This window comes from Methanomethylovorans sp. PtaU1.Bin093 (assembly GCF_002067275.1).
Classification (GTDB): domain Archaea; phylum Halobacteriota; class Methanosarcinia; order Methanosarcinales; family Methanosarcinaceae; genus Methanomethylovorans.
This window is the reverse complement of sequence record NZ_MVQX01000018.1, coordinates 1-25,968: the sequence shown is the minus strand read 5'-3', so window position 1 is coordinate 25,968 and position 25,968 is coordinate 1. Positions and strand designations below refer to the sequence as shown.

The following is a 25,968-nucleotide window of genomic DNA, read 5'->3' as shown; positions in this document are numbered from 1 at the left end:
GCTCGATCACAAAATGTAACATATCAGTGGAGTAAATGGAATCTCCTTCCTTCCTGTCCTCCAGATCGATCATATAACGGATCTGCACATCGCATGAGCCGCGGAAAGCAATAATGGAATCTTCCTGCAGATCAGCTACCATATATCCCCAAAGGGAAGATATCTGACTGCCATCGTAATCAATAGGTTTTTTAAGCACTATCCATCTCATAGTGTTCCCTCTGCCATTAGATCGTTAATATACCAAGTCTTGCCATGAGCGGGTCTGTTATACCTGCCTGCATGAAAGCACGCATTCGGCGGATACAGCTTTCGCATACACCACATGGAACTTCTTCTCCGTGATAACAGCTCCAGCTCCATTCAAGGGGTGCTTCTGTTTCCAGAGCCTTGAGGATGATGCCCTGCTTGTCAAGACCTGCCACCGGAGCCATCATTTTCACACCATTTAGGGTCGAATAACCAAGACATTTGTCAAGACTGTCAAGGTATGCGATGGAATTATCGGGAAAAGTCACAGCTTCTTCATTATTAAAACCAACAATGACATACTGGCACTCCAGGCTCTCTGCAAAGCTTGCAGCAATGTTTATCATAACGCCATTACGGTTGGGAACCCATACTTTCTTTGCAGATTCCCGGGTTATTTCCGGATCAGACTCCTCTGCAATGTCCTGTATAGATACTTCAGGAACATCCATTTCCTTGCTCACAAGGCTGGTGGTAGTGATATCTTTAAGCCATGGAAGGGATATGACCTTGTGTTCGACACCGTATTTTTCAGCAACTTTCCGGGAATACTCTATCTCCCTTGCAGCGGCCCTTTGACCGTAGTCAAATATCAAAGCCAGCCTTACATCTGTTTCCCTCTGTGCTATTGCAAGGGATGTGACAGAATCCAGTCCACTACTTAGCAAAGCAATTGCGTTGATGATACATCCCCCATATTCCGTAGGTATTCTCCGAGTAATACCTGAATATTATATATACTTGATGGGATGGAAAATCCCCAGATGGGAGGAAACATTATATCCATTTAGTTAATTATATATTATTAAAATATATTTATATTGCGGAGATAACACATGCCAACTATCGAAGACAGGAGTGTGCTGGAGGCGCTTCTCAGACGCATGTACTGGATCGAAGCTGAAATGGAACAGCTTGGGACCTGGGAAGCACGTATTCAGCTTATGGGAGAGAATATAGAAGCTTTAGAAAAGCTTTCGCATGACTCTGATAAGCATTGGAACATTTTGAGAAAGTGGCTTTTGATCGCAGATATTCCAGTGCCTGTGACTGCTCCACTGGGCCTTCCGGCAAAAATATTTAATTTCAATGGAATGGTGCCACCACGGATATTCCATGAAATCATGAAATATGAGATCCTCGCACGTGATGCGTATACAGACATCTTGGATGCTGACCCTGCAGTGATCGAAGCGATGTTCCCCGATGAAAAGAACAGGAATGAATTCATCCAGGACATAAAGGGTTTAATAAGAGACGAAGAAGAACACAGAAAAATATGCACAAAACAGGCAGGGGGGTTCAAGACAATTGTCTGAGACCTAACTCTTCAAAAGAAAGAATATGTATTATTTTCATTGAGAATGAAATGATCCAAAGAGAAAAAGGATCTCAGGGGTCATGCTGAGCATTTGCTCTTCGGACATTTTCCATGAGCTTTTCCAGGCACACGGCCAGCCTTTCTATTCCTTCCTCTATCTGCTCATTATCTGAATTGGAAAAATTCAATCTTAAAGTGTTAATGCCACTGATATCATCAGTGTAGAACGGATCACCAGGAACGAATGCAACATTCTCTTCTATTGCAAGGTCGAACAGCTCAAGTGATGAAACACCTTCAGGAAGTGTAACCCACAAAAACATTCCTCCTTCAGGTTTTGTATACCTGACACTTTCCGGGAAGTGTGCAGCCATCATGCTGACCATCAGATCCCGGCGCTTTCCGTATGCATCCTTTATTTTTGAAATATGCCCATCGAGGTCATTATCCAATAAGTACTGGTGGATGATCCTCTGTGAGAGATAATTAGAATGAAGATCAGCAGCCTGTTTCGCTACAAGCAGTTTCTCCATTATTTCCTTTCTTGCACATATCCACCCCATTCGAAGTCCCGGGGCAATGATCTTTGAGAAAGACCCCATAAGGATCGTATTATCCGAATAGTTCCTGATGGCCGGCAGATCCTCTCCTGCAAACCTTAACTCCCCATATGCATTATCCTCGACGCATATTACACTATGCTTTTTGAGGATTGCAGCAACATCTTTTCTCTTTTGTGCGGAGTAGGTTATTCCAGACGGGTTCTGGAAAGTTGGAACGGTATAGAATAACTTTGCACTGCTTGCAGTCAATATCCTGTCCAGTAACTCTAGATCAATTCCATCTTCAAGAAGTGGAACAGCCTGAAATTCCGCTTCAAAGATAGAGAACGCCTGGATAGCCCCAAGATACCCGGGCTTTTCGATAATCACCCTGTCACCTTTATTCAGAAAGACCTTACCTATAAGGTCAAGGCTTTGCTGTGAACCGTTAGTGATAAGTATCTCATCAGGATCTATTTTTAATCCGCTCTTTTTGAAATACCTTTGCGCAATGAATTCCCTTAAAGGCAAATACCCTTCAGTCGTACTATATTGAAGAATATTCCTGCCTTCGTCTGACAGAACCTTGCTGGCAGCGGATATAATTTCTTCCACGGGGAAAAGGCCAGGGTTTGGAAGACCACCAGCAAAAGATATTACTTCCGGCTGCTGGGTAACTTTCAGGATCTCCCTGATGAAGGACTTACGTGTGGCCTGCATCCTGTCAGCAAAAATATTCTTCATAAGGCGTTCTTTCAACACCTGATCCAAGTTAAATGTTCCTCTCAACAGATGAGAAACAATGATTAAAAACATGCTTTAATTTTGGACAGCTTTCAACACCACCTATAAATACTGCCTAACCCTCATGCCTTAAAAAGGAGGTCCAGCTATTCATACATTTTCCCGCCCCATTGTGGTCATAAGCAAATGCTTGGGATTTGAACGCTGTAGGTATGACGGAAAAGAGGTTACCTCTGACATAATAGAAAATTTTCGGCCTTTTGCAGAGTTTATAACAGTATGCCCTGAATGCGAGATCGGATTGGGAGTACCACGGGATCCCATCCGTTTGGTCAATGGAAGAACAATAAGGTTGGTGCAGCCAGCTACGGGTCTGGATATTACAGAGAAGATGCAGGGATTTGTCACTGATTTCCTGGGCAAGCTGCAAAATGTCGATGGCTTCATTCTCAAATCAAAATCACCTTCTTGTGGACTAAGAACAACAAAAGTATTTGCTACTGCTGATGCTCAGGAACCATTACACAAACATGGCACCGGATTTCTGGCAAAAGGATCACTGGATCGCTTTACAAACCTGCCCTATGCAGATGAAGTCGATCTCATGGACCCGGAGATAAGAGAGCATTTTCTTACAAGGATCTTCATGTATGCCGATCTGAGGCTGCACCTTAGTTCAATACAGGAGCTCATGGATTTCCAGAGCCGCAATAAACTGCTGCTTATGGCATATGATCAGAGGGGAGCAAAGGTTCTGGGCAGGATACTGGCCGACCACAAACAACGGCCTTTTGCCGAAATTGTAAGAGCTTACACAAGAACTGTACAGGAAATCACCTTAGTACCACCTTCAAGGGGCAATGCTATCAATGCATTCATGCATGCGTTCGGATATTTTTCCCATAAGATGGGATCTGACAAAAAGCAGTACCTGCTCGACCGCATGGAAGCGTATCGCAAAGGTGTCCTTACATTGCAGGAATTACGAAAAAGCATGATACCCTGGATATTTGAATTTAGCATAGCTTACCTTGAGGATCAAACACTATTTTATCCTTATCCGGAAAACGCAGGTATTGCAGACCAATATAAAAAAAACGTAAATATACAACACTGACCGACTTTAATAACTGAGAATGGCAGATGTTTAGTAGATAAAGAGAGGAGATAAGATGAAAGACGAAGAAGCAGAGATCGAGGATTTCACAGATGATGCACAGCCGGAAGAAGAACTCATTGAAGTATGCCCCATCTGCGGGGACCCTGAACTATATTATGAAGCTGGCGGTGTGGAAGGGCTATACCACTGTAAGCATTGTGGCTATATAGGCGCCTTTGTAATAGATGCCAACAAGGAGATGATGGACCTTATCCGAAAAGAATACAATACTTCTGTCCGGGATGCAGAATAACTTAATTCGTTAAAGATAGCAAAAGGAAAAGTGTTGGAAAAAGGTCATGCGGCTGGTATGCCTTCGACCTCTGTTTTCCTGATCTCTACCCTTCTGAGCGGATAGATGTTCTTTGCATTCCTGTATATAGTAGCAGAGAGCTTGCCCATGATAGCTTCTTCAACAAACTGCTCGAAGTTAAGATCTCTTGCTCTTTCCTTCACAGTACTGTCCATTACTTCGCGGATGCCCTCGATCTGGCTGGTCCTTGCCCTCTTAACAGTGAAACAAATGGGTTTCACTCTGACCGTATAGCCATCCTTGGTAGTGACCTTAAGGTTAGTGTCTATCCTGGAGGTCTGCCTCTTGACAATGGAACGCAGATAATCAGTAGTTATTTCGTGTCCGATGAAGCGGGTTTGAGCAACATCCCCATTGACATCGTTGATCCTGAACTTGAGCTTAGTGTTATGCTTTGAGAAATCGTTAGTTAAGTCCCCGACAGTAGCTTCCACAATGCGGCCAATGAGCTGTGCAGGTTCTTCTGCCAGAGTGGTGCCGATATTATTTCTGCCTATGAACTCAGGTGTTTCAATGTTATACCAGGATTTTGACTTCCATTTGTCTAATTTTTTCTGTACTTTTCTTGCCAAGTAATTCCTCCGATCAATATAAGTTCTTATGATAGATGATATGAATAATGTATCTGTTCACTGTACATCCGTTCCTTAGAACGCTAACATAGAATAGATCCTGATTAGTGGCTGTCTATACTATACATGTCCCTATATAAAGAAATCGGTCAGCGGCATTGACCGATAAACATGATTTAGAGGAAGCGAATACCCTTTTGTATTTGCCCCACACGCCTTGCGAATCCTTCTGGCCAGTTAGCCGGGTCAAGACCTTTCTGAGCAAAAAAAGCAGAAGCCCACCTCTCCAGGCCGACACCGGAGCAACCTGACCAGAGTTCCTCCCCAGACTGGCATTTGACATTAAAGCCAGACGGATATTTGGTCCCATTGACACTCACGTTCTGGAACTCCAGCCATTCTCCGTTCTCTCCCCTATAGGGCAGGACAGCCTCGTAATCAGTAGTACCAGCCTCGCTCTGGGCAGCTACACCGGTCAGCCCCTCTTGCGCCATGAACCAGGGGGTCACCCAGGCCTTTCTCCATTCCAGCTCCAGGATCTCATTGAATATATGCATGTACCTCTCATGCAGTTCCTTAGAGCACTCCAGTACCTGGTCCTTGGTTCCGAGCCACACGATCTCTATCCTGTGGAATTCGTCCACACGTTCCATACCATGGATCCCACCGCTTTCATACCTGTGAGAAGTACCAGACCTGTCAAAGACCTTGATCGGGAACTCATCTGTGGGTATGGTCTCTCCCTGCAGGTATACCCAGAAAGGAGGACACTGTGCATAGCACATCCCTCCGATGGGTTCACCGATCTTTTCTTTTATAAGAGCTGTGGGAACCTCATGGGTAACCTTGTAATAATCACTTACCTCTTCCCAGTAATCCGGGTCCCTGGTCTTGGGAGGACATACATAATAGATCTCAGGATAAACACCTTTAGCATGACCTGACCTCTGCCACACTTCCCAGGGCACAAGCTTTGGGAAGATCATCTCCCTGTAACCTAATGGACCCAGAAGTTCCTCAAGCACTATTTTCTCAAAGGCCCGGAACATCTGCGTGGACTGTGGCCCATGTATCCACTGACCCCGGCTTGCGCCCCTCTTGAGCCAGCCCTCTTTTACCATTGCCTGCGTAGGGTCCTCAAAGAACTTATGTTCTTTCTTTTCGCTCTGCCATAGTACTTGCCAGTGTTCGGCCTTGCCACCATATGATTGCTGCTGGATCTTATCCTCCATCAGAGTGAGTATCCTGTCCGGTACTCTGTTCTCTATCTCAGATTCACCCACATCAAGGGACAGCTGTATTGCACCATTCTCATATTCTATGGACTTCACATAGGGTATCTTCAATTGTTTTAAGGGTTTTTCAGCCGGCATGGTGATCACAAAAGACTCTACCTCAATGGCCCGCAGACCAATACGGAAATCCTTGCCCAGTTTTGCTGCCAGAGGTTTGCGTATGCGCATGAGAGCATCATGGGCACGTACATACCGCCCTGATTCGACAACCAAGTCTATTTTGTTGCCTTCAATAGCCCATTCTACGACCTGTGCTCCATAACCATCGGAAGCACCTTTGACGAGAATGGTCCTGTTTGCCTCTTCTAAATACTCCCCTATCATCTCACGAGCAGGAGTGACATCCGAACTCGTCCGGAGAGCAACTTTCAATGTGAAATGCAATTCCATTTATTTATTCCTCGGTAATAGTGAATGAAGAGCCGGCATAGTAGGTAAGCTTTTCAGTAGGCAAAAAGGTGTACATCCTTTATTAATTTTCCATCCGTGACCAAGGAAGAGGAATGAGCAAAAAACTTATTTCATATCTGTCCGTACTGCATACCCTGTCGTTTCTATCTAACAGTATTATGCCTTAAAGTGTGATGATATAATGGATATATTGATATTAGGTGCAGGTGCCGTAGGCCTGTCCCTTGCTGCCCGTCTTTCCAGGGTCTCTGATGTGCATGCTGTGTGCAGACAAAAACATGCTGACATTATAAGGACCAACGGTTTTAGAATGACAGGCATCTGGGGAGAAGAGACCAGCTTTTTCAGTTGCGGTGAAGACGTACCAAAGAACAGGGACTTTGATCACATATTCATAAGTTCAAAGTCCACTGCCACCAGATACATTTGTGAACAGTTCGCTGATGTGATAAAGGGCAAAGAGGTGGTAAGCCTCCAGAATGGCATAGGGAACGAAGAGATAATCGCAGAATATACAGATAACGTTATCGGAGGAACTATTATCACAGGATTCGAATGGACCGGGGATGCCAGTGTTCACGTATCCGTGGAAAGTGGCCCTATGCAGCTTGGCAGATTCCCTTCGGGCATGGACCCTGGAGTACAAAAGCTTGCAGACGTACTCCAGCAAGCCGGCGTTCCTGTGTCTACGACAGATAATATAAAAGGAGCACTCTGGTCCAAAGCCCTTTACAATTGTGCATTGAATCCCCTTGGAGCAATAATGGGCGTACCCTATGGCAAACTAGAGAATCCGCATGCATGGAGCATAATAGAAGGAATGGTACATGAAGCGTTCAGGATCATGGCTGCTGAAAAGGTCCTGTTGCCCTGGGATAATGCCACTGAATATCTCAAATATCTGAAAGAATATCAGTTGCCAAATACACGTGCACATCATTCTTCTATGCTGCAGGACCTTGCAGCCTGCAAGAGGACAGAAATAGATTTCTTAAATGGTGCTGTGGTGCAGCGTGCAAAAGAATATGGCACAGATGCCCCATATAATGCTTTCATCACCTCACAGATACATTTCATGGAAGATCTGAGGACAAACAGCAATTGAAAAATGGTAATTAAAAATGAGCACCGATCGTAATACAGCTGATATAACATACAGTGAACTGGTCAAACTGGGACTTCAGGGAATAGCGGCAAACATACTGGAATGTGAACGCTGCCAGTTAAATGAGAATGCCACTAATAAAGTTATAATGAGAGGTTCTGAAAGACCAAAGGTGCTTTTTATCGGAGAAGCGCCCGGTAAGAACGAAGATGAAGCCGGCATTCCTTTCTGCGGAAGGGCAGGAAAGATACTGGATGAACTTCTCGATTACATGGACCTTGAAGAAAACGAATATGCAATAATCAATACCGTCAAATGCCGTCCACCAAATAATAGAAAACCAACACATAAAGAGCTTAAGACATGCAGACCTTTCCTGCTTGCACAGATAGAGCTACTGGACCCTGAAGTGATCATATTGCTGGGCACCACGGCAGAACAGGCATTCTGCATTTCTTCGCTGAATTGGGGTGAAGCTGTGATCACACCAGAGGGCAAACATCTCATGAAGCTATACCATCCCGCAGCCCTGCTTTACAGACGTTCCCTCATAGAACAGCAAAAAAAGATGATAGACAGGAACAGAGATCTCTGGCAGAAAATACAATAGACACCACAGCTTCTCGATCCGTCTGAACTCGTTCGGAAGGAACTTTTTTATAAGATGGGAATAACCTTTTTTTGAGGTATGAAGTGCTTTAGGAGGAGGCACCTCAGAGATCTTTGCTGCCGAAGAGGAATAAGAGCATCTATGCGAAAGGGTTAGCTGAGGTTAGAGATAGTTTCATAATGGGGAGGTGATGAGATATCAAAGTTCGAAATATTTACCGATAACGCCGGAAAATACAGTTTCAGGTTGAGAGCAAGGAACGGCGAGATCATAGCCACGGGCCAGGTCTACGCCAGCAAAGCTGGCTGCCTTAAAGGAATAGAATCTGTAAAAAAGAACGCTCCACAGGCAAAAGTGGTTGAGATGGAAACTCCGGCTAAATAAGAATGTCCATGGATCAAAATGATGACGAATACTATTGAGGCCTTTTACCAACCTTCTCCAGCACTTCCTCGGCTATCCTGGCATTCATGAGCAGGTCATCCACAGTAGCAATGAGAGTTGTGATCTTTTCTGTACCAAAACTTATTGTTGCCATTCCTTCAGCAATTTCTGTGCTCATACCGGAAAGATTGTCCGGAGCAAGAGCTAAAGCCACTTTCTGCGCTATCTGCGAAGCCTGTGGACCTTTCATTGTAATAGTGGCCCTGACCCTCATTTTTTGCCACCTGCATCCCCACCCAGTTGCTGCCCCACAATACAATCAACTGTATCAATGAACTCCTGCACCCTGCCCGGCGGAATAGAGGCTCCGGATGCGATGTTATGGCCTCCGCCCTGACCACCCACAGCAAGAGCCCCCTCCCTCATGGCATAAGAGAGGTCAAGACCCTTAGCTGTCAGAGCCCGCGTACCCCTGCCTGAAACCTTGACAATGCCCTCCACTTCATTGGTTACGATACAGGGTTTCTCAGGATGCATATACCTTACCACGGTACTGCTTATCATGCCTGTGTTGTCCATATCCTTAGCTACCAGATACCAGATATTCTTCCCTTGCTGCAACATGCCTTCTGCCTGTTTTATACCAGCAACTATTGACCTCTGGTACTCGATCGTCAGCTGGCGTGCGTCCTCTACACCAGATGCATCCTGCATGCACATGGACAGGGCCAGACCAGCTTTTTCCAGTTTGCCACATGTATTGAGTATGGCAACAAAATCATACACGTTCTTCACAAGCTCTTTTTCAAGATAATAAACATCCCCTATGGCCGCATCCACAGCTTCGGGGCTTGCATGCTTCGCAAGTTTGAGAGCGATAGATGATGTCAGTTTCTTGAGATCTACCTGAGGCATCTCACTTAATTTTCCTTTTACCCCAAGGATATCAAGGAAATCATGTATCTTCTTCCTGTCGCCCGTGATGTCCAGATAAGGTTCTGGTGTATATTCAAGCACATCCGCTATATCACCGTCCCCTACCTTGAGGCCCTTTTTGATAGAAACCACTCCTGCCTGGGTGGCTTCCTCCAGTATGTGCAGATTAGCACTTTCAAAGAGCTGTTTGTCTCCGACAGCACCTGCAATTGCCAGCCCGGCAAGATCAACATTGTCAGGGTCCATCTCCTTTGCCACCAGGTAGGTGGTGCCTGAAGCCGAGAGGTATATGGCTCCATCGATCCCAGTATAATGCGGATTAACGGCTACCTTTGCAGGAGAGTCACCCACAGGCATGTGATGATCAATGACGATCACATCATTTTCGATCTGCCTGATGAGCTCTGCATGGCTGCTCCCCATATCACAGAATACTACTAGGTCACCATCAGAAACACTGCTCTTAATGGCATCGATAGTGTCCTGGGCCAGTCTGCTTGCAATGGTGGTGTGGAACCGTATACCTTTCCTCATAAGAGCCCTGCACATTATGCCCGCAGAGGTAAGGCCATCAGCATCATTGTGAGATACAAGGCGCACATACTTATGTGCAGAGATCACATCCGCAGCTTTTACTGCAAGCTCTTTAAGCCTGCCCATGGCTATGCTTTCAGTGGTCAACTGTATCACCATCACTGCATAAGGACTTCACCCGGCTTGGTGCCACTACCGTTCTCAATGACAACACCCACATTAATGCTTGTGTTGATACCGGTATGCACATCGTCCCCCATAATGACCCCAAGCTTTCTCCGACCTGTATCCACTCTCTTACCTTTGATGATGGACTTGATGTTCCTGCCATCATGGCGAAGATTTGCAACCTTTGTGCCTGCACCGAAATTACAGTCGTATCCGACCACGCTGTCACCAATGTATGTAAGGTGTCCGATCTTGGTGCCATCCATGATAACACAGTTCTTCACCTCAACGCCATTACCTATATGCACATTATTGCCTATGGAAGTTGAGGGACGGATAAAACAATTGGGACCTATGTCACAATTCTTACCGATGACCACAGGACCGATTATATATGCACCATTGCGGATCATGCTCCCTTCGCCTATGACAACATCGCCGTGCAAAGTTGCCAGAGGTTCCACCGTGCCTTCACAGCTGGGTTTGATCTTTTCAAGCAGAGCTTTGTTGGCATCCAGCATATCCCAGGGCCTGCCCACGTCCAGCCAGACATGGGTAAGAGGTTCAAAGCCTACATGTATGCCCTCGTTCACCATCATCTGCATAGAGTCCGTAATTTCATATTCGTTACGTGGCGATGGTTGTGTCCTGTCAATATATTCAAAGATAGTAGCATCGAACAGATAAATTCCTGCATTGACTGTTTTAGCAGGAGGGACAAGAGGCTTTTCGATGATACGGACGACCTTGTCACCTTCGGTAACGATCACACCGAACTCAGAAGGATTATCAACTGCCTTCACACTGATCACGGCAGCTTCATTGTGCTTTATGAGCTTTTCAAGATGCATGGGATCTACAAGCATGTCACCGTTCAGCTGAACAAATCTCCCATCCACATATTTTCTGGCACAACCGATTGCATGGGCAGTACCAAGCTGTTTTTCCTGTGTGACATAGTCAATGCGTACTCCCCACTTATCTCCATTTCCGAAATGGGCCTTGATGGTCTCTTCCCTGTAGCCTGTGACCATTACAAAATCTCTTATACCTGCCTGTATACAGGCTTGTACCACATGTTCCAGCATGGGCTTGTTAGCCAGAGGTAACATGACCTTTGGCCGTGCAGCGGTCAGGGGCCGCATCCTCGTGCCTTCACCGGCTGCAAGGATCACTGCTTTCATTAAAGATTCTCCTTTACTATCTTCTCGGCCATTGCATAGAGCTCTTCCACATTTTCACGGGACTCAGCTGTTATCCTGATCTTAGGTTCTGTACCCGAAGGCCTGATAAGTACCCACCCATCTTTCATTTCCACACGTACACCATCAATATCCGTAACCTTGCCCATCTGCTTCATTCTTATAGCAATGGCCTGCATAACTCTTTCCTTTTCCATGTTATCGCAGGGAAGAGTACCTCTCTTTGTGGGATATTTGGGAAGGACATCACGCATTTTTGCAAGCGAGGTTTCCTGTACCATTTCTACAAGGAGCGCAGCTGCAAGAATGCCGTCTGGACAATATGATACTCTTGGGAAGATCCAGCTTCCTGAAGGTTCACCACCGAAAGTTGCGCCTACCTTCTTGAGCTCTTCAGCCACATAGACATCACCTACACGCGTATAAACCACTTCTGAAAGGGGTAAGGAATCGGCCACCATCATGGAAGTATCTACAGGCACCACCAGCTTTCCTGAATCTTTGCATTCACGCAATGCAAAGATCGCAAGCATTTCATCTCCTGAGACAAATTCGCCGTTCTCATCAACTGCCATCATCCGGTCAGCATCACCATCATGAGCAATCCCCACACGAGCACCGAATTCTTTCACAGCCTTTTTGAGCATCCACAGGTTTTCCTCAGTCGGTTCCGGATTGCGTGCAGGGAAATGACCATCGAGCTGTGCATTAAGGGTGATGACCTCACAACCCATTTCCCGCAACAGGAAAGGAGTTATAGTACTGCCTGCAGCACAGCCGCAATCAACAACCACTCTCATCCTGACAGGTTTCACGTTGCTCAGGATGAGTTCAGCATGATCTTTTATAGCTGAACTGTCTGATGTGATGTCCCCTATCTCGTTCCAGGGAACAGCTACGAAATCCTGCTGCTCTATGATGCGCTCTATCTCTTCCTGCTGTGCGGAATCGAATGCCATTCCATCAGGATTCCAGAGCTTGATACCTACATACTGAGCAGGATTATGAGAAGCAGTGATCATCACTCCACAATCATATTTCCTTGCAGCGTAAGCAAGTGTGGGCGTTGTTACAACGCCTATCTTTACAACATCACAACCAGCTGACACAAGTCCCGAGACCAGTGCACATTCGATCATTTCACTGGATACCCTGGGATCCCTTCCAATGACCGCAGACTTATGGGACCTGCCCAGCGCCAATCCCACATTAAGGGCAAGATCAACTGTAATTTCTTTATTGGCAAGGCCTCTGATACCTGAAGAACCAAATAATTTCATAATACCAAACCTCTTAAGATCATTCTACTGTAACGCTTTTCGCAAGGTTCCTGGGTTTATCTATAGAGCAATCCCTTGCAAGGGCTGTGTAATATGCAAGCAGTTGCAGCACTACTGACGAAAGCACCGGGGATAACAGTTCATGACAATCGGGGATCCTTAGGACCCTGTCAACATATTTATTGATCTCGGTATCGCTCTCGTTCGCCACGGCTATAACTTCGGCACTTCTTGCCTTGACTTCCTTGATATTGCTCAGCACTTTGTCATATGTGTGCCCTTTTGTTGCAATGGCAACTACAGGCGTTGCACTGCTGATCAATGCAAGAGGGCCATGTTTGAGCTCACCCGCTGCATATCCTTCAGCATGAATGTATGAGATCTCCTTCAGTTTCAGGGCGCCCTCCAGTGAAATAGGATAGTTAAGATGCCTGCCGATGAAGAAATAGTCCTGTACCTTTGCATAGTGTTCAGCACATTTCTTTATTGCATCCTTATTGTTAAGGATCTTTTGCACCTGGCCCGGCAGTTGCTTGATACCCACTAATATATCCCTGGCAGTTTCAGGAGTTAACCGACCTCTGACAGTGCCTATGTGAATGGCCATCAGATAGAGAACTATAAGTTGAGCTGTGAAGGTTTTCGTGGCAGCGACCCCGATCTCCGGACCTGCACGGGTGAAAAGCACACTATCGGTTTCACGGGTAATGGTACTTCCCACTACATTGGTTATAGCAGCTGCCTTGCATCCGTAGGACCTGGAACTCCTTATAGCAGCAAGTGTATCAGCTGTTTCTCCGGACTGGGTTATAGCAAGAGTGAATACCTGACCGCAAAGTATCGGATCCCCATATCTGAACTCAGATGCCGTTTCAATATCAGTGTGTATGCCTGCGAGGTTCTCAAAAAGATATTTCCCAACACAGCCAGCATTCCACGATGTGCCACAGGCAATTATGGTGACCCTTTGCAAATTCCTCAGCTGGTCTTCGTCCATCTTCAACTCATCGAGTATGACCCTTCCTTCCAGTTCAGATATCTTACCTGCATATGTAGCCTGAATAGAAGTGGGCTGTTCATGGATCTCCTTCAGCATGAAATGTTCATAACCTGCTTTTTCTGCAGCTTCTTCATTCCACTCAATGATGTCAACTTGCTTTTCTATCCGTTGACCATCGTTATTATAGAACTCCACCCCTTGGGGGCTTATTAACACAAGCTCCTTGTCATTGACATATACAGCGTTCCTTGTGTATCTGAGAAATGCAGGTACGTCTGATGCCGCAAAGTAACCTTTATCTCCAAGCCCAATGACCAGGGGGCTGTCCTTGCGGGCAAGTACGATATGGTCAGGCTCATCCGTACATAATACTGCAATGGCATACGATCCCTCGATCTCCGTCATTATATGTCTTACGGCATCGAGCAAACTGCATCTTTCACTGTCCTTCATTGTTCGGTGCAGCAAATGTGCTATGACCTCAGTATCTGTGTCCGATACGAACTCATAACCTTGTTCCATCAGTTTTTCCTTCAGACACATGTAGTTTTCAATTATACCATTATGCACCACCGCGATATTTGAAGAAAGATGAGGATGGGAATTTCTGGTTTCGGGCTTCCCGTGGGTGGCCCAGCGGGTATGGCCTATCCCAATGTGTCCGGTAAAACCTGCTGGAATGATCTTTTCCAGCTCTGAGATCTTACCCACGGTCTTGTATGTTTCCAGATCACCGTTCAGAATGGTGACACCTGCAGAATCATAGCCCCTGTATTCCAGTTTCTTAAGGGAACTAATGATGACGTCTACAGCATTCTCAGTACCTACGTATCCGACTATACCACACATCATCATCACCTCAGAGCACCAGGGTACCCCTGTGCAAAGCCTGATCCACGATATTACCTGATCCGATACGACAATTGATAGATATCATGATCCCCGCTTTTACAAGGACCCTGTGACCCACATCAGTGTCATCACCAATGATAGTACCTAATTTTCCAGCCTGGTGAAGCTCTTCGTTCATTATAATGTTCAGGTTGGTCCCTGTCTCTGTAATGAAATACGGACCCATATGGCAATTGCTACCAATTACAGAATCAGATACATAACCATGAGAACCAATGCGCACATCGTTCATTAATATACTGTTGCGAATATTCGTGAAAGCGCCTACTGATACATTATTCCCGATGGATGTGGATGGCAATATGACGGCATTTGGCCCGATATCACAATTATCTCCTATCATGACAGGGCCTACTATATAGCATCCGGATCTGATGATAGTATTCCTGCCTATTGATACATTGCCTTTAATATAGGCCCCATCTTCCACTGCAGTGGGCGGGACATTCTTTCCTATCTTTCCAAGGGTCACAGAATTAAGCCGCAGAAGGTCCCATGCATACACTGCATCCAGCCACCACGATCTAGTAGTGGCCATGGACACTTCGGTTCCGCTCTCGATCATCTTTTGTAGAGTATCGGTTATCGCATACTCACCTTTTGGAGAAAGAGGAGTTTGTCCAATAAAATCAAATATTCTGGAACTGAAATAATATATTCCTGTATTTACCAGATGACTAACTTCAGAAACCGGATTTTCCAGGATCTCCAGTACCTTTGTCCCTTCTGCCCTGACAACTCCATATCCGCTAACATGTTCGGTTTTGACGGTAAGTATGGTTGCATCTCCACGTTTGGATCCGATTAGATCACTGATGACTTGCGGTTCTATGAAGTTATCACCGTTCAGAGCAAGGAATTCATGTTCACCGGCAAGCTCGCTTCTTGCCTGCTCTATAGCATGTGCTGTACCAAGTTGTGTCTTTTGCTCAACATACTGGATATTTACCCCGAAATCAACACCATCTTTGAAGTAGTTCATTATGCGCTCTTTCTCATAACCAACTATCAATAAGATGTCCTTGATGTCGTTTTGTTCAAGGGAACGGATAACGTGTTCAAGGATCGGCCTGTCAGCAACAGGCAGCATTACCTTTGAACGGGTAAGAGTAAGGGGACGGCACCGAAGGCCTTCTCCCGCTGCAAGGATGACTGCTTTCATGCCTTATAGTGGGCACTATAACAATTTATATTTTACCTTTGTCTTTATATTAAATGTTTTATATTTTTAAATTTTAACTAAGTAATTCGAACTGTATTTGAGTCCAGGAATATGACAAGATTGAAAACAGAATTATAAAGATCCCTTGCTCTTAAAGAGCAGAAATAAAATAAGACACCGGCAGGCCATAGCCTCCCGGGATACATACACAATTATCTTGTAATGAGCATTTCTGCCGTTTCCGGCTTGTATCTCCAGTCAGCTGGAAGCACTTTGTTTGACTGATAGTACTTCACAAGTCTTCTGATCTTGGACTCAATGTTGTGCAGGGAACGGATGTTATGATTGTCCGAATGATTGTGGACCACATGCTTCCTGAGGCCTATTGCTTTTACAATGAGGTTGTACAGGTCTTCTGGAACTGGTGGTCTCTGATCGTTTTCCTTAAGGATAGCAGTGATCTTCTTTCCAGTAGCAAGCTTTACATCTGGCATTCCATATTTGTCCCTGAGGACCATGCCAATAAGGCTTGTACTCATGCCCTGCTTCCACATTTCCAGCACAATCTTTGTAATTTCGTCTGTGCTCATAGTGCACCATGCGGGAGCTTCAGAGCGCATTGGCCTTTTAGAACCGGATTGACCTTTTCTCCGGGTATGCATTTTTGCCATTGAATTCCTCCTAATAATCGTAAATAAAGTATTTGATCTAAATAAAGTAGCTATCGTTTATTTCAATAAAGGCTATGCGAACATTATGGAGAGATAGCCTATAATTGTCCTTGGCGAGGCGAGGTAAATGAAACAGCATAGCATATAAAATTTGTGATAGGGACCTTACCATATCACAAGGGTTACTTCGGCTGCCTGAGGTCGCACATGCATAGAGATGGAATGTAGCTGTTTATCCCTCAGCTCAAACAAAGTAATGCTGTCATTCGTCTGTATCATAGCCTGCACCGTTGTGTTAATTTCCTCAGACAGCACGTCTGAAAGATATGAATATATCTCATTTGTGTGCTTCTGCCTGAGCTGGTTACCAACCAATGTGACATGATCTTCTCTTAGCATCGTGACATTACGTGGCGGGTCTGAACACATATTTGATGTTGCATTCACAGCATTTCCAAGAATATCAATAGCCATGGTCCTTCCGATATTTCCCTCACAGGAAGGTAAGCCCATAAAAGCATCACCCATTAGTAAAACATTGGCCTGTCCACTGCATATATCCCTAAGGTTTTCTTCCGGGTAGTACATATCTACTATGGACGCCGAAGCACTTGAAGCTGCCAAAGACATACATTGATAGAACATATTGCGCAATTGATGCTCTTTTTGAGAAGAGCTGAGTGCACGACTGAAGTTAAGATCATCTGCCGGAGAAGAGATATCTGACAAACTCACACTATTACTATAAGGTACAGATACCAATGCACTCTGCCTGAAAGCTTTGGCAGGGGGAACAGCACCTACTATGATCTGACCCGAAGGCCCGCACCCTGGAACCGGCTGCCAGTTGGCCTCCAGCCTGTAATTATATCTGCCACCTGTTCTTCTGTTCAGATGCTCTTCAAGCACATTTTCTGTGGCTCCTGAATATCCGGCACTGAACGGGTGCAGATAAAAGTATGTTCCGTTCTCTTCTTCACGCAGTGATAACAGCATTCCTTCTGCTATCAGGTCAGCAAATGTCCTGGTTACATGTTCCTTTGTAAAAATATCACTGCCTTGGCAGATGGACATTGAATTATCATGAGAGTTAGCAAGTACGCCGGACATAGCGTATGGCACCACCGTATATTCAAAACCCTCCACCCTGCTGTTCAGAAGAGACCGTAGCAACTGTTCATCGAACTTGTATGCTGCGACATCCTGAACTGCTGCATTGTGCCCTGAAGAAATCATTGCAGGCATCAGCACTACTGCTGACAGAGATACCATTAACAGAAAGAACATGACATCAATGGTCGAAGAAAAGGCTCTGCTGTCGTATAACATTTTTCTGGTGTTTATGTTTTTCAGCTGCATTGCTGTATCATCCATTTAAGAGTTCCATCTATCTTTGAAGAGCTTCACGGTCAATGTGCCGGGAACCTGCTGCATAGGATTGAGTTCCAATGTGACAGGTACAGAGGCGGCTATCTGCCCCATGGAAGGAGATGAAGATGCAGGTTTATGGATATGCCAGATATGTTCACCGTTCTCCGTTGAGATATCTACCTGGAAGTTTACATTTGGAGAGAAACTGTCAAAGAACAGGCTCAAAGTATGAAGATCAGCTTGCGGACCGTCCAGAGCATCGAGCTTTTCAGCAGATATGAGATCCTGTCTGCTGCCCTGAAGCATCTGGGAATGAGCAATGCTCTGCGCGATCAGAGAAGCCTGCTCATAATTCTCCAGTGCGAAAGCACCCTCCTGATGAGCAATATATGTTTTTGATACAACACAAGCAAAAACCACAAAACCCAGAACCAATAATGCCGTAGCGAAAATATCGTTCTGCGGTTCAAGTATAGCCCTGTCGTCATTGGTAAACCAGCACATATCCTATCTTTTCCACATTTATATCATCGGTAAAATATATAAATGTTTTTCGGATGTACACTCGTTCACTGGCATTAAAACTGACCTCGTCTGTCCTTGATGTTAAATACCCGATCATATCCGCAGGTTCTGCCCTTATGGGTTCCGTTATAGTACCGCTTGAACCATATTCTGACCTAAGGTCATCATAGAGGACGGAAGGTGGATACGGATATACTCTGAAAGCAGGAGTTTGCGCCGAGATGAGGGACCTACCATCAACATCAGCATTAATGACAACATACTCGCCGGAGATTAAAATATCTGTCGAATGTTCCTGAAAATGAGAAAGATGCTCTTCATTGAAGGTATAGGTGATATTCACTTCATCCGGACTGCTTCCAGCCTTATCGATATAAGATAGCAATTCTGTGGATAACACATCCAGTTCCCTCTGATGGCTCACTTCCTCCATACTTACTGCAAAGTGATAGATCGCAGTAATGACCACCACACTTGCAAGTATCAGCGCAGTTTTTGAAAGAACGAAATCCACCCATGCCCGTTCATCCCGGAGAAAACCTGACATCTGCTTCATTTTGATCTATTCTATTCCCTGTCATTTCAATTCGTATACTCTGACGAACAGCACCCCGGTCGATGGGTCAACAGTGGTCTCCATGAATACGCGATGAGTACCTGAACCAAAGAAAGACACACCATCCATTGATCCATTGCTATATGCAGCCCTGGACTCCCTTACTGTATGCTTTCCTTCATATTCCATAAAGTAATTCTTTGCATCATAAGGCCACGCGGCTTCAGACCCTGGCATGGACCCCATGACCACGGTACATCCGCTGGGAATATCTATTTCCATTGTCAGGTTGCTGCCCGGACCACCCGCATATAAGATCGAAGCCGTGGCATCCATCCGGGACATCTGGGATTCGAGGCCGCTCATTTTCATATGAGTAAGGAAACCTGAAGCTGCCGTGGCCAGCAGAGCCATGGTCACCATCAGCAGGATGGATGCCACCACAAACCGCATGGGTAAGGAAACAGCAGCTGTAGTGTCAGCTGCCAGAAAATGCAAATTAACGGAACTTCTCAATTGCTTTCACCGGTCAGCTTTAAAATGATCTCTTCCAGAGTAAGGGATTCCTGAACCCCGCTTTCCATATCTTTGAAAGTGAAAAGACCCTGAGCCACTTCCCTGTCACCTAATATAAGTGCATAACGGGCGCCTATATTGTTAGCATAGGATAGCTGAGCCTTGAAAGTCCTGTTCATGATATCCAGGTACACGGGAACATACTCCCTTAGCTTGCTGGCTACAGGGATAGCATTGATGCGCGTGCTTTCCGTGGTGATCATGACAACGGTCTTTTGCGGTACAGGTCCAATGTCATATATCTCCATGATCCTGTCAAATCCCAGCCCAAAACCAGTGGATGGAACATCTCCTCCTCCAAAAAGCTGGATCAGTTTATATGAACCGCCGCCACACACCTGTTTCTGTGCACCCAGGCCTTCGGCATATATCTCAAAGACCATGCCCGTATAGTAATCAAGACCTCTGGCAATTCCGAAATCAATGGTATAATCAATGCTATATGCATCTAAAAGGGTAAGTATCCGCTGGAAAGCATCTATTTCAGGAATTGGACCGAGCAGATTGCGGGCCTTGGAAACAGCTTCACCGCCTGTAAGGGAAATAAGTCCAAGGAGTTTCATGCGCAGGTCTATCGGCGCATTGATCCCCTCAAGATAATCGTCCAGTCCCTTATCATCTTTCTTGTCCACCAGTCGCATGATCTTACCTTGCTGTTCAACTTCCAGAGAACTCAATACATGACGGATGATCCCCAGATAGCCTACATGCAGATCACCTTGGATACCTGCAACCTCAAGCATGGCAGTTGCCAGGGCTATGACCTCTGCATCCGCATCCGGTCCCTCGGAACCTATAAGTTCCACACCGAACTGCCAGAACTCTCTGAACCTGCCTTTCTGAGGCCTTTCATACCTGAAACAGTTCTCGAAATAGAACAGTTTCAATGGACGTGGCAATGCCTGCATCTCATTTACGAACATCCTCATCACAGGTGCCGTGAGTTCAGGACGCAGTGTCATCTCACGATCTCCTTTATCCGTGAAATTATATAGTTCACCTACTATGCCTTCACCTGACTTCATTGTAAAAAGTTCCAGGTTTTCAAAAGTTGGTGTAACTACCTCTTGATAACCCCATCTGCCAACGACCTGCCTTAGCTGGTTCTCCAGATGTCTTCTGCGGGCCATTTCTTGCGGAAGGAAATCCCTTGTTCCTCTTGGTCTTTGTATCGTCATCGGATCAACCTGATGTATTAGTGAGATAAACATGTGAAGTTTATATTTCGACTGATCTATTCTGGAGGTTAGTATTTATACAGTATATTTTACTGTTTCGATTAGTTATGCATTTGAGGGCACTGGGGGTAAAACCAAAAATGATATATATAACCATTTACATGTACATTATTGTACAAACTAATACATTTTTCTGAGGATCACCATGGAACATACAAAGATACTACTTGACGAAAACGAGATGCCAACTCGTTGGTATAATATACTTGCGGATTTTCCCGAACCCCTTGCACCTCCGCTCAACCCTGCAACCAGGGAACCCATCAAGCCATCAGAACTTGAGCCAATATTTGCAAAAGAGCTGATCAAACAGGAAATGAGCCCTGATAGGTATATCGATATCCCACAGGAGATCCTTGAGATATACAAACTCTGGAGACCATCACCCCTGCACAGGGCACACAGACTCGAAAAGGTGCTTGGCACACCTGCTAAGATATACTATAAAAATGAAAGTGTAAGCCCCGCGGGCAGCCATAAGCCAAATACCGCCATTGCCCAGGCGTACTACAATATGAAAGAGGGTACAGAGAGGATCACGACCGAGACCGGTGCTGGTCAGTGGGGCAGCGCACTATCGCTTTCATGCAACTATTTCGACATCGAGTGTAAAGTTTTCATGGTACGTTCCAGCTTCTATCAGAAACCATACAGGAAATCCCTGATCAACCTCTGGGGTGCGAACGTTGTCCCTTCGCCAAGCCCTGAGACACAGTTCGGAAGAATGATCCTTGAAAAATACCCCGATACCAGCGGAAGCCTGGGCATAGCCATAAGCGAGGCTATAGAAGTGGCTGCCCTGAACGACAACACAAAATATGCTCTGGGCAGTGTCCTTAACCACACATGCCTGCATCAGACTATCGTAGGTCTTGAAACACAGAAACAGTTCGAAAAGACCGAAGACTACCCTGATATAGTCATCGGATGCTGTGGAGGAGGGAGTAACCTTGCGGGAGTGAGTCTTCCATACATCAAAGACAACATCGCCGGTAAAACAGATACCAGGATCATTGCAGTAGAACCATCGGCATGCCCCAGCCTGACAGAAGGCAAATTCGACTACGATTTTGGCGACATGGCACAGATGACACCACTACTTAAGATGTACACGCTCGGCTCTGAGTTCATACCCCCTGCCATTCACGCTGGCGGTCTCAGATACCATGGAGCTTCACCAATAGTCAGTAAACTGGTAGCTGATGGCATGATGGAAGCAAGGTCCTATCATCAGGTAGAGATCTTCGATGCAGCTGTAACCTTTGCACGCAGTGAAGGAATAGCCCCTGCTCCTGAATCTGCCCATGCCATCAAATGTGCTATAGATGAAGCCCTTAAATGTAAGAAGACCGGCGAAGAGAAAACCATACTGTTCAACCTGAGCGGCCATGGGCACTTTGACATGGCATCCTATGACATGTATTTCAGCGGTAAGCTGACCAATGAATAAGCTGTGGAACATAGAAAAGACCTGCCATACTGGCAGGCCATACTTTTTTCAGATATCTGCTTTTTTAGGAAGAATTTCCTTTTTCAGGGAACGTTTCATTAACTAACTGTCCTGCAAGGCGTGAAGATAAGGGCTTTCACGAGTTTCATTCTGAAGCCTTGCATTTAGACCCATGTCTTTCTTGTATACAATAGTACGATATGGGAATGGTATTTCCACGCCTTCTGCATCGAATCGCTTCTTTATGGATTCCCTGATATCACACCCTGTAGTGTAACACAATTTACGGTCAGCGCACCAGAATAGCAGGCGCATGTTCACAGCATGGTCGCCTAGTTCGGTCACCAGCACCTGGATGACTTCATCTTTCTGGATAGTTGGATCGTATTTCACAAGTTCGACATGTGTCATGACATTGGCATGCCTCCTTGCCTCCTCTATAATGATCTTACGAGCCAGATCGATATCAGAGTCATAACTTATACCTACATCAAGTGGCCAGTTAACTGTAGGGTCCTCTATGGACCAGTTGATTATAGCCTCATCCCCAATGATACTGTTAGGAATTATCACACGTCTGTTGTCCCATGTCCTTAGAACGGTATGACGAAGGGTGATATCTGTGATCTTGCCGTACTCGTTCATTACATTCACTCTGTCCCCAACCCTGAATGGCCGGAATACAGCAAGAGAGATACCTGCTATAATATTACCAAGAGTGCTCTGAGCTGCAAGACCCACAACGATACCTGCAAAACCTGCTCCTGCCAGCAGAGCAAGTGAAACCTTCTCCAGGAAAGGAATACTGGAGATCACAATGACCAAGCCTATCAAATAGACGACTGCCACACTGATGTGTCTTAAAAGTTTATAGGACGTCTGGTCTATGTTCATCTTTTTGTTCATTGTACGCAATTCTGCATCCATGAGCCTGTCTAACAGTTTTGCGGCAACGAATGTAAGGACAGCAACCAATAGAATAAAAATTATCTCTGTAAGGTCTGCAGGCACGAACTCATACAGACCTGATAATAACATTGAAGACGCAGATGAAATATATTCCAAAGCAGACATATATATCCAGTTTCCGGTTAATTCTGAAGCTTCCTTATAATTACTGATAACTGATCAATATAAGTTGATCCCTCGATATACAGGCCATTTCAAAGAAGCAACTTTTATTAGACATCAGACCATCTTTCACATGGTCCCTCATGCAGATCAAAGAAATCAGCCTGCCGGAAAAGGTCATTGGCTTTTACCTGGACTCCGGAATTGAACAATTGTATCCTCCTCAAGATGAAGCGATCGCAAAAGGCCTCCTTGAAGGAAAGAACATAGTCGCTGCCATACCCACGGCCTCCGGGAAGACCCTCATAGCCGAGCTTGCAATGCTGAGCTCCATCACAAACGGTGGAAAAGCACTATATATTGTGCCTTTAAGGGCATTAGCATCTGAAAAGATGGACCGTTTTTTAAAGTTCAGACAGATTGGTATCAAAACCGGCATATCCACCGGGGATTTTGAGGCAAGGGATGAATGGCTTGGCTCTAATGATATTATAGTCGCCACTTCAGAAAAAACAGATTCTCTGCTGCGCAATGAGACTTCCTGGATGCAGGACATCACTGTGATAGTGGTGGATGAGGTGCACCTGCTGGATTCAGCTAACAGGGGCCCTACTCTGGAAGTCACCATTGCTAAATTGAGGAAGCTTAATCCTCGAGCTCAGATCATCGCATTATCTGCAACCGTGGGCAATGCACAGGAAATAGCAGATTGGTTGAAAGGAGGACTGGTACTCAGCGAATGGAGACCCACCGATCTGCGCGAAGGAGTATACTATGCTGATGCAATAAATTTCGAAGGCTCTCAGAAAGCTGTTGAGATCACATCCTCGGACGATGGTGTCAATATCGTGATGGGAACATTGGAGGAAGGAGGACAGTGCCTTGTATTCGAAAGCAGCCGTAAGAACTGTGTGGGCTTTGCAAAGAAACTGGGCAGACACGTTGAGAAAGTGCTCAGCAAACAAGAGCGCAGTGCCCTTGACAAGATCGTAGACGCGATAATAGAAGCGTCGGAAACAGAAGCTTCCAGAGTGCTTGCCCAATGTGTCAGAAATGGTGTGGCTTTCCATCACGCCGGACTTAACTCAGCTCATCGCAGACTTGTAGAAGATGGTTTCAGGGAGAACGCAATCAAAGTCATATGCAGCACGCCTACCCTTGCAGCAGGACTGAACCTGCCTGCACGCAGAGTTGTCATCCGCAGCTACAAGAGATATGATTCCAATTTCGGAATGCAGCCCATACCTGTCCTTGAGTATAAACAAATGGCAGGCAGGGCTGGCCGGCCTCACCTTGACCCTTACGGTGAATCTGTGCTTATTGCCCGCTCATATGAAGAGATGGAAGCGCTTTTTGAGAATTATGTCAATGCTAAAGCAGAAGACATCTGGTCCAAGCTTGGCACAGAGAATGCACTGCGTACCCATGTCCTTTCCACAGTGGTCAGTGGTTTCGCTTCCAGTGAAGAGGGACTCATGGAGTTCATGAGTGCAACTTTTTTCGCACACCAGCAGGAGGCACGTGATCTGCAGGAACTTGTGGAACAAAGCATATCATTCCTGCTGGAACATGGTATGCTGCAGAACGAAGACAGGCTGCGGGCTACAAAACTTGGAAAACTTGTTTCCATGCTATACGTTGATCCACTCTCTGCTGCCATCATACTGGAAGGTTTAGAGAAAGCCGGCAAACTCACAGACCTTACCTTAATGCATCTTATATGCAGCACACCTGACATGAAGCAGCTTTACATGCGCAGTTCCGATTACACAATGATCAATGAGTTTGCAATGGTCCATAAGGAAGAGTTTGCCAGGATGCCCAGTCCTTTCAAGGCCATAGAGTATGAATGGTTCCTCGGAGAAGTGAAAACCGCTTTGCTGATGATGAAATGGATAGATGAGGTCCCCATGGACGAAATCACAATGCAGTTTAACATTGGTGAAGGCGATATACATGCTTTTGCCGATATGGCGCAATGGCTTATGCACGCCACAGCCAGGCTTGCGGAAACCATGGGTCTCCAGGGAGTGGAAAACGCCTATGAACTGGAAAAACGCATCCAATATGGAGCTAATGGTCAATTGCTTGAACTGGTAAGCATTCGTGATGTGGGCAGGGTGCGTGCCCGCAAGTTGTATGATGCCGGTCTTACGTCAGTGGAAGCATTGAAGAGCGCTGGTGTTGAAAGAATAGCTAAATTGATCGGGCCAAGGACAGCAGAGAAGATAATGAACAATATCATGGGTTCACACCGGGTGGGGGAACAAAATAGTATCGACTCTGCAGACGAAGTGTACAGGCCGATTGAAAGACTACAGAGGACCTTCAACGATTTTGAGGATTAGACCATAGTTTAATAAGGAGATGTATGATGCTTTACGGAAAATTATCAGAGCTTCCTGAAAAGGAAATACGGGTTCTCATTGAACGCGGAGGCGAGCTGGCAAATGTAAGTGACACTGTTTCCTCGATCCTTGCGGATGTCCGCATTGAGGGAGATATGGCCCTCAGGAAATATACACAGCGTTTTGATGGTGCAAAGATCGATGCCATCGAGGTATCCCGGGAAGAGATCGAAAAAGCATACAATGCCACAGATAAGGAACTT

Annotated in this window: 27 protein-coding genes; 9 read left to right on the top strand and 18 right to left on the bottom strand. The window is 45.6% G+C overall.

The genetic code is table 11. The features are described from left to right. Both A4E24_RS01815 and queC read right to left on the bottom strand, forming a co-directional pair. A partial coding sequence (locus tag A4E24_RS01815) for a DUF366 family protein (RefSeq protein ID WP_292351142.1) occupies window positions 1-211 on the bottom strand: 211 nt, incomplete at its 3' end. A gap of 16 nt (window positions 212-227) precedes the next feature. Then, complete coding sequence (gene queC / locus A4E24_RS01810; RefSeq protein WP_292351147.1) at window positions 228-932, bottom strand: 7-cyano-7-deazaguanine synthase QueC; 705 nt, start codon at window positions 930-932, stop codon at window positions 228-230. Between the two features lie 153 nt (window positions 933-1,085). Between queC and A4E24_RS01805 the strand changes: the two genes are divergently transcribed. Next, complete coding sequence (locus A4E24_RS01805) at window positions 1,086-1,568, top strand: hypothetical protein (protein WP_292351141.1); 483 nt, start codon at window positions 1,086-1,088, stop codon at window positions 1,566-1,568. 73 nt (window positions 1,569-1,641) lie between these two features. On the opposite strand, the gene A4E24_RS01800 is transcribed toward A4E24_RS01805, so the two are convergent. Beyond that, the gene (locus A4E24_RS01800) at window positions 1,642-2,874 is read right to left on the bottom strand and encodes a PLP-dependent aminotransferase family protein (RefSeq protein ID WP_292351146.1); all 1,233 of its coding nucleotides are present in this window, start codon (window positions 2,872-2,874) and stop codon (window positions 1,642-1,644) included. A gap of 154 nt (window positions 2,875-3,028) precedes the next feature. Here A4E24_RS01800 and A4E24_RS01795 point away from each other — a divergent pair, with 154 nt between their 5' ends. Continuing rightward, window positions 3,029-3,973: a DUF523 and DUF1722 domain-containing protein gene (locus A4E24_RS01795; protein ID WP_292351140.1), complete on the top strand. Its 945-nt coding sequence runs from the start codon at window positions 3,029-3,031 to the stop codon at window positions 3,971-3,973. A 55-nt stretch (window positions 3,974-4,028) separates the two neighbouring features. Further along, entirely contained in the window at window positions 4,029-4,268 is a 240-nt protein-coding gene (locus A4E24_RS01790) for a hypothetical protein (protein WP_292351138.1), read from the top strand. Between the two features lie 44 nt (window positions 4,269-4,312). Here the strand turns inward: A4E24_RS01790 and A4E24_RS01785 are convergent, their stop codons facing one another. Together A4E24_RS01785 and A4E24_RS01780 are read right to left on the bottom strand one after the other, a co-directional pair. Continuing rightward, window positions 4,313-4,900, bottom strand: a complete 588-nt coding sequence (locus A4E24_RS01785; RefSeq protein WP_292351136.1) for a 30S ribosomal protein S3ae — start codon at window positions 4,898-4,900, stop codon at window positions 4,313-4,315. A 176-nt stretch (window positions 4,901-5,076) separates the two neighbouring features. Beyond that, window positions 5,077-6,585, bottom strand: coding sequence for a serine--tRNA ligase (locus A4E24_RS01780; protein WP_292351135.1), 1,509 nt, complete (start codon window positions 6,583-6,585; stop codon window positions 5,077-5,079). Window positions 6,586-6,787: 202 nt separating this feature from the next. Here A4E24_RS01780 and A4E24_RS01775 point away from each other — a divergent pair, with 202 nt between their 5' ends. The 3 genes from A4E24_RS01775 to A4E24_RS01765 all read left to right on the top strand — a co-directional run bounded on the left by A4E24_RS01775 (window position 6,788) and on the right by A4E24_RS01765 (window position 8,705). Continuing rightward, window positions 6,788-7,711, top strand: a complete 924-nt coding sequence (locus A4E24_RS01775; RefSeq protein WP_292351134.1) for a ketopantoate reductase family protein — start codon at window positions 6,788-6,790, stop codon at window positions 7,709-7,711. Window positions 7,712-7,727: 16 nt separating this feature from the next. Further along, window positions 7,728-8,321 (top strand): uracil-DNA glycosylase, encoded by a 594-nt coding sequence (locus A4E24_RS01770; protein ID WP_292351132.1) that lies wholly within the window; start codon window positions 7,728-7,730, stop codon window positions 8,319-8,321. A 195-nt stretch (window positions 8,322-8,516) separates the two neighbouring features. Beyond that, window positions 8,517-8,705, top strand: a complete 189-nt coding sequence (locus A4E24_RS01765; RefSeq protein ID WP_367121130.1) for a YegP family protein — start codon at window positions 8,517-8,519, stop codon at window positions 8,703-8,705. A 31-nt stretch (window positions 8,706-8,736) separates the two neighbouring features. On the opposite strand, the gene A4E24_RS01760 is transcribed toward A4E24_RS01765, so the two are convergent. The 12 genes from A4E24_RS01760 to hisS form a co-directional block, all read right to left on the bottom strand. After that, window positions 8,737-8,979: a KEOPS complex subunit Pcc1 gene (locus A4E24_RS01760; RefSeq protein ID WP_292351130.1), complete on the bottom strand. Its 243-nt coding sequence runs from the start codon at window positions 8,977-8,979 to the stop codon at window positions 8,737-8,739. Then, a complete protein-coding gene (locus A4E24_RS01755) occupies window positions 8,976-10,334 on the bottom strand; it encodes a DHH family phosphoesterase (protein WP_292351144.1) in 1,359 nt (452 codons plus the stop codon). The genes A4E24_RS01760 and A4E24_RS01755 overlap by 4 nt, the downstream gene beginning before the upstream one ends. Next, the gene (gene glmU, locus A4E24_RS01750) at window positions 10,334-11,527 is read right to left on the bottom strand and encodes a bifunctional sugar-1-phosphate nucleotidylyltransferase/acetyltransferase (RefSeq protein WP_292351129.1); all 1,194 of its coding nucleotides are present in this window, start codon (window positions 11,525-11,527) and stop codon (window positions 10,334-10,336) included. Before glmU (A4E24_RS01750) ends, A4E24_RS01755 begins: the two co-directional genes overlap by 1 nt. Beyond that, window positions 11,527-12,825, bottom strand: a complete 1,299-nt coding sequence (gene glmM / locus A4E24_RS01745; protein WP_292351127.1) for a phosphoglucosamine mutase — start codon at window positions 12,823-12,825, stop codon at window positions 11,527-11,529. The genes glmU (A4E24_RS01750) and glmM overlap by 1 nt, the downstream gene beginning before the upstream one ends. Window positions 12,826-12,844: 19 nt before the next feature. Then, complete coding sequence (gene glmS, locus A4E24_RS01740) at window positions 12,845-14,674, bottom strand: glutamine--fructose-6-phosphate transaminase (isomerizing) (protein WP_292351143.1); 1,830 nt, start codon at window positions 14,672-14,674, stop codon at window positions 12,845-12,847. A 10-nt stretch (window positions 14,675-14,684) separates the two neighbouring features. Beyond that, entirely contained in the window at window positions 14,685-15,899 is a 1,215-nt protein-coding gene (gene glmU / locus A4E24_RS01735) for a bifunctional sugar-1-phosphate nucleotidylyltransferase/acetyltransferase (RefSeq protein ID WP_292351126.1), read from the bottom strand. Between the two features lie 212 nt (window positions 15,900-16,111). Further along, complete coding sequence (locus A4E24_RS01730) at window positions 16,112-16,570, bottom strand: 30S ribosomal protein S15 (RefSeq protein WP_292351125.1); 459 nt, start codon at window positions 16,568-16,570, stop codon at window positions 16,112-16,114. 165 nt (window positions 16,571-16,735) lie between these two features. Next, on the bottom strand, window positions 16,736-17,944 hold the full coding sequence (locus A4E24_RS01725) for a hypothetical protein (protein WP_292351124.1): 1,209 nt from the start codon (window positions 17,942-17,944) through the stop codon (window positions 16,736-16,738). Beyond that, on the bottom strand, window positions 17,945-18,445 hold the full coding sequence (locus A4E24_RS01720; RefSeq protein WP_292351122.1) for a hypothetical protein: 501 nt from the start codon (window positions 18,443-18,445) through the stop codon (window positions 17,945-17,947). Beyond that, on the bottom strand, window positions 18,426-19,022 hold the full coding sequence (locus A4E24_RS01715) for a hypothetical protein (protein WP_292351120.1): 597 nt from the start codon (window positions 19,020-19,022) through the stop codon (window positions 18,426-18,428). The genes A4E24_RS01720 and A4E24_RS01715 overlap by 20 nt, the downstream gene beginning before the upstream one ends. 21 nt (window positions 19,023-19,043) lie before the next feature. After that, entirely contained in the window at window positions 19,044-19,538 is a 495-nt protein-coding gene (locus A4E24_RS01710; protein ID WP_292351119.1) for a hypothetical protein, read from the bottom strand. Then, a complete protein-coding gene (gene hisS / locus A4E24_RS01705) occupies window positions 19,535-20,776 on the bottom strand; it encodes a histidine--tRNA ligase (protein ID WP_292351117.1) in 1,242 nt (413 codons plus the stop codon). The genes A4E24_RS01710 and hisS overlap by 4 nt, the downstream gene beginning before the upstream one ends. A 205-nt stretch (window positions 20,777-20,981) precedes the next feature. Here hisS and A4E24_RS01700 point away from each other — a divergent pair, with 205 nt between their 5' ends. Further along, window positions 20,982-22,286: a TrpB-like pyridoxal phosphate-dependent enzyme gene (locus A4E24_RS01700; RefSeq protein ID WP_292351115.1), complete on the top strand. Its 1,305-nt coding sequence runs from the start codon at window positions 20,982-20,984 to the stop codon at window positions 22,284-22,286. Window positions 22,287-22,388: 102 nt separating this feature from the next. Here the strand turns inward: A4E24_RS01700 and A4E24_RS01695 are convergent, their stop codons facing one another. Next, window positions 22,389-23,360 carry a mechanosensitive ion channel family protein gene (locus A4E24_RS01695; RefSeq protein ID WP_292351113.1) on the bottom strand — a complete coding sequence of 324 codons (972 nt, stop codon included), beginning with the start codon at window positions 23,358-23,360 and terminating at the stop codon, window positions 22,389-22,391. A gap of 140 nt (window positions 23,361-23,500) precedes the next feature. Here A4E24_RS01695 and A4E24_RS01690 point away from each other — a divergent pair, with 140 nt between their 5' ends. Both A4E24_RS01690 and A4E24_RS01685 read left to right on the top strand, forming a co-directional pair. Then, window positions 23,501-25,705, top strand: a complete 2,205-nt coding sequence (locus A4E24_RS01690) for an ATP-dependent DNA helicase (RefSeq protein WP_292351111.1) — start codon at window positions 23,501-23,503, stop codon at window positions 25,703-25,705. Window positions 25,706-25,728: 23 nt separating this feature from the next. Then, a partial coding sequence (locus A4E24_RS01685; RefSeq protein WP_292351110.1) for a histidinol dehydrogenase occupies window positions 25,729-25,968 on the top strand: 240 nt, incomplete at its 3' end.

Bases quoted from the DNA above. Each gene is read 5' to 3' on its own strand.
- A4E24_RS01755 (WP_292351144.1), bottom strand. From the start codon at position 10,334: ATGGTGATACAGTTGACCACTGAAAGCATAGCCATGGGCAGGCTTAAA.
- glmU (WP_292351129.1), bottom strand. From the start codon at position 11,527: ATGAAAGCAGTGATCCTTGCAGCCGGTGAAGGCACGAGGATGCGGCCC.
- A4E24_RS01760 (WP_292351130.1), bottom strand. From the start codon at position 8,979: ATGAGGGTCAGGGCCACTATTACAATGAAAGGTCCACAGGCTTCGCAG.
- glmM (WP_292351127.1), bottom strand. From the start codon at position 12,825: ATGAAATTATTTGGTTCTTCAGGTATCAGAGGCCTTGCCAATAAAGAA.
- A4E24_RS01690 (WP_292351111.1), top strand. From the start codon at position 23,501: ATGCAGATCAAAGAAATCAGCCTGCCGGAAAAGGTCATTGGCTTTTAC.
- A4E24_RS01715 (WP_292351120.1), bottom strand. From the start codon at position 19,022: ATGAAGCAGATGTCAGGTTTTCTCCGGGATGAACGGGCATGGGTGGAT.
- A4E24_RS01725 (WP_292351124.1), bottom strand. From the start codon at position 17,944: ATGGATGATACAGCAATGCAGCTGAAAAACATAAACACCAGAAAAATG.
- glmU (WP_292351126.1), bottom strand. From the start codon at position 15,899: ATGAAAGCAGTCATCCTTGCAGCGGGAGAAGGCCTTCGGTGCCGTCCC.
- A4E24_RS01780 (WP_292351135.1), bottom strand. From the start codon at position 6,585: ATGGAATTGCATTTCACATTGAAAGTTGCTCTCCGGACGAGTTCGGAT.
- glmS (WP_292351143.1), bottom strand. From the start codon at position 14,674: ATGTGTGGTATAGTCGGATACGTAGGTACTGAGAATGCTGTAGACGTC.
- A4E24_RS01790 (WP_292351138.1), top strand. From the start codon at position 4,029: ATGAAAGACGAAGAAGCAGAGATCGAGGATTTCACAGATGATGCACAG.
- hisS (WP_292351117.1), bottom strand. From the start codon at position 20,776: ATGACGATACAAAGACCAAGAGGAACAAGGGATTTCCTTCCGCAAGAA.
- A4E24_RS01720 (WP_292351122.1), bottom strand. From the start codon at position 18,445: ATGTGCTGGTTTACCAATGACGACAGGGCTATACTTGAACCGCAGAAC.
- A4E24_RS01775 (WP_292351134.1), top strand. From the start codon at position 6,788: ATGGATATATTGATATTAGGTGCAGGTGCCGTAGGCCTGTCCCTTGCT.
- A4E24_RS01700 (WP_292351115.1), top strand. From the start codon at position 20,982: ATGGAACATACAAAGATACTACTTGACGAAAACGAGATGCCAACTCGT.
- A4E24_RS01770 (WP_292351132.1), top strand. From the start codon at position 7,728: ATGAGCACCGATCGTAATACAGCTGATATAACATACAGTGAACTGGTC.
- A4E24_RS01805 (WP_292351141.1), top strand. From the start codon at position 1,086: ATGCCAACTATCGAAGACAGGAGTGTGCTGGAGGCGCTTCTCAGACGC.
- A4E24_RS01695 (WP_292351113.1), bottom strand. From the start codon at position 23,360: ATGTCTGCTTTGGAATATATTTCATCTGCGTCTTCAATGTTATTATCA.
- A4E24_RS01730 (WP_292351125.1), bottom strand. From the start codon at position 16,570: ATGGCAAAAATGCATACCCGGAGAAAAGGTCAATCCGGTTCTAAAAGG.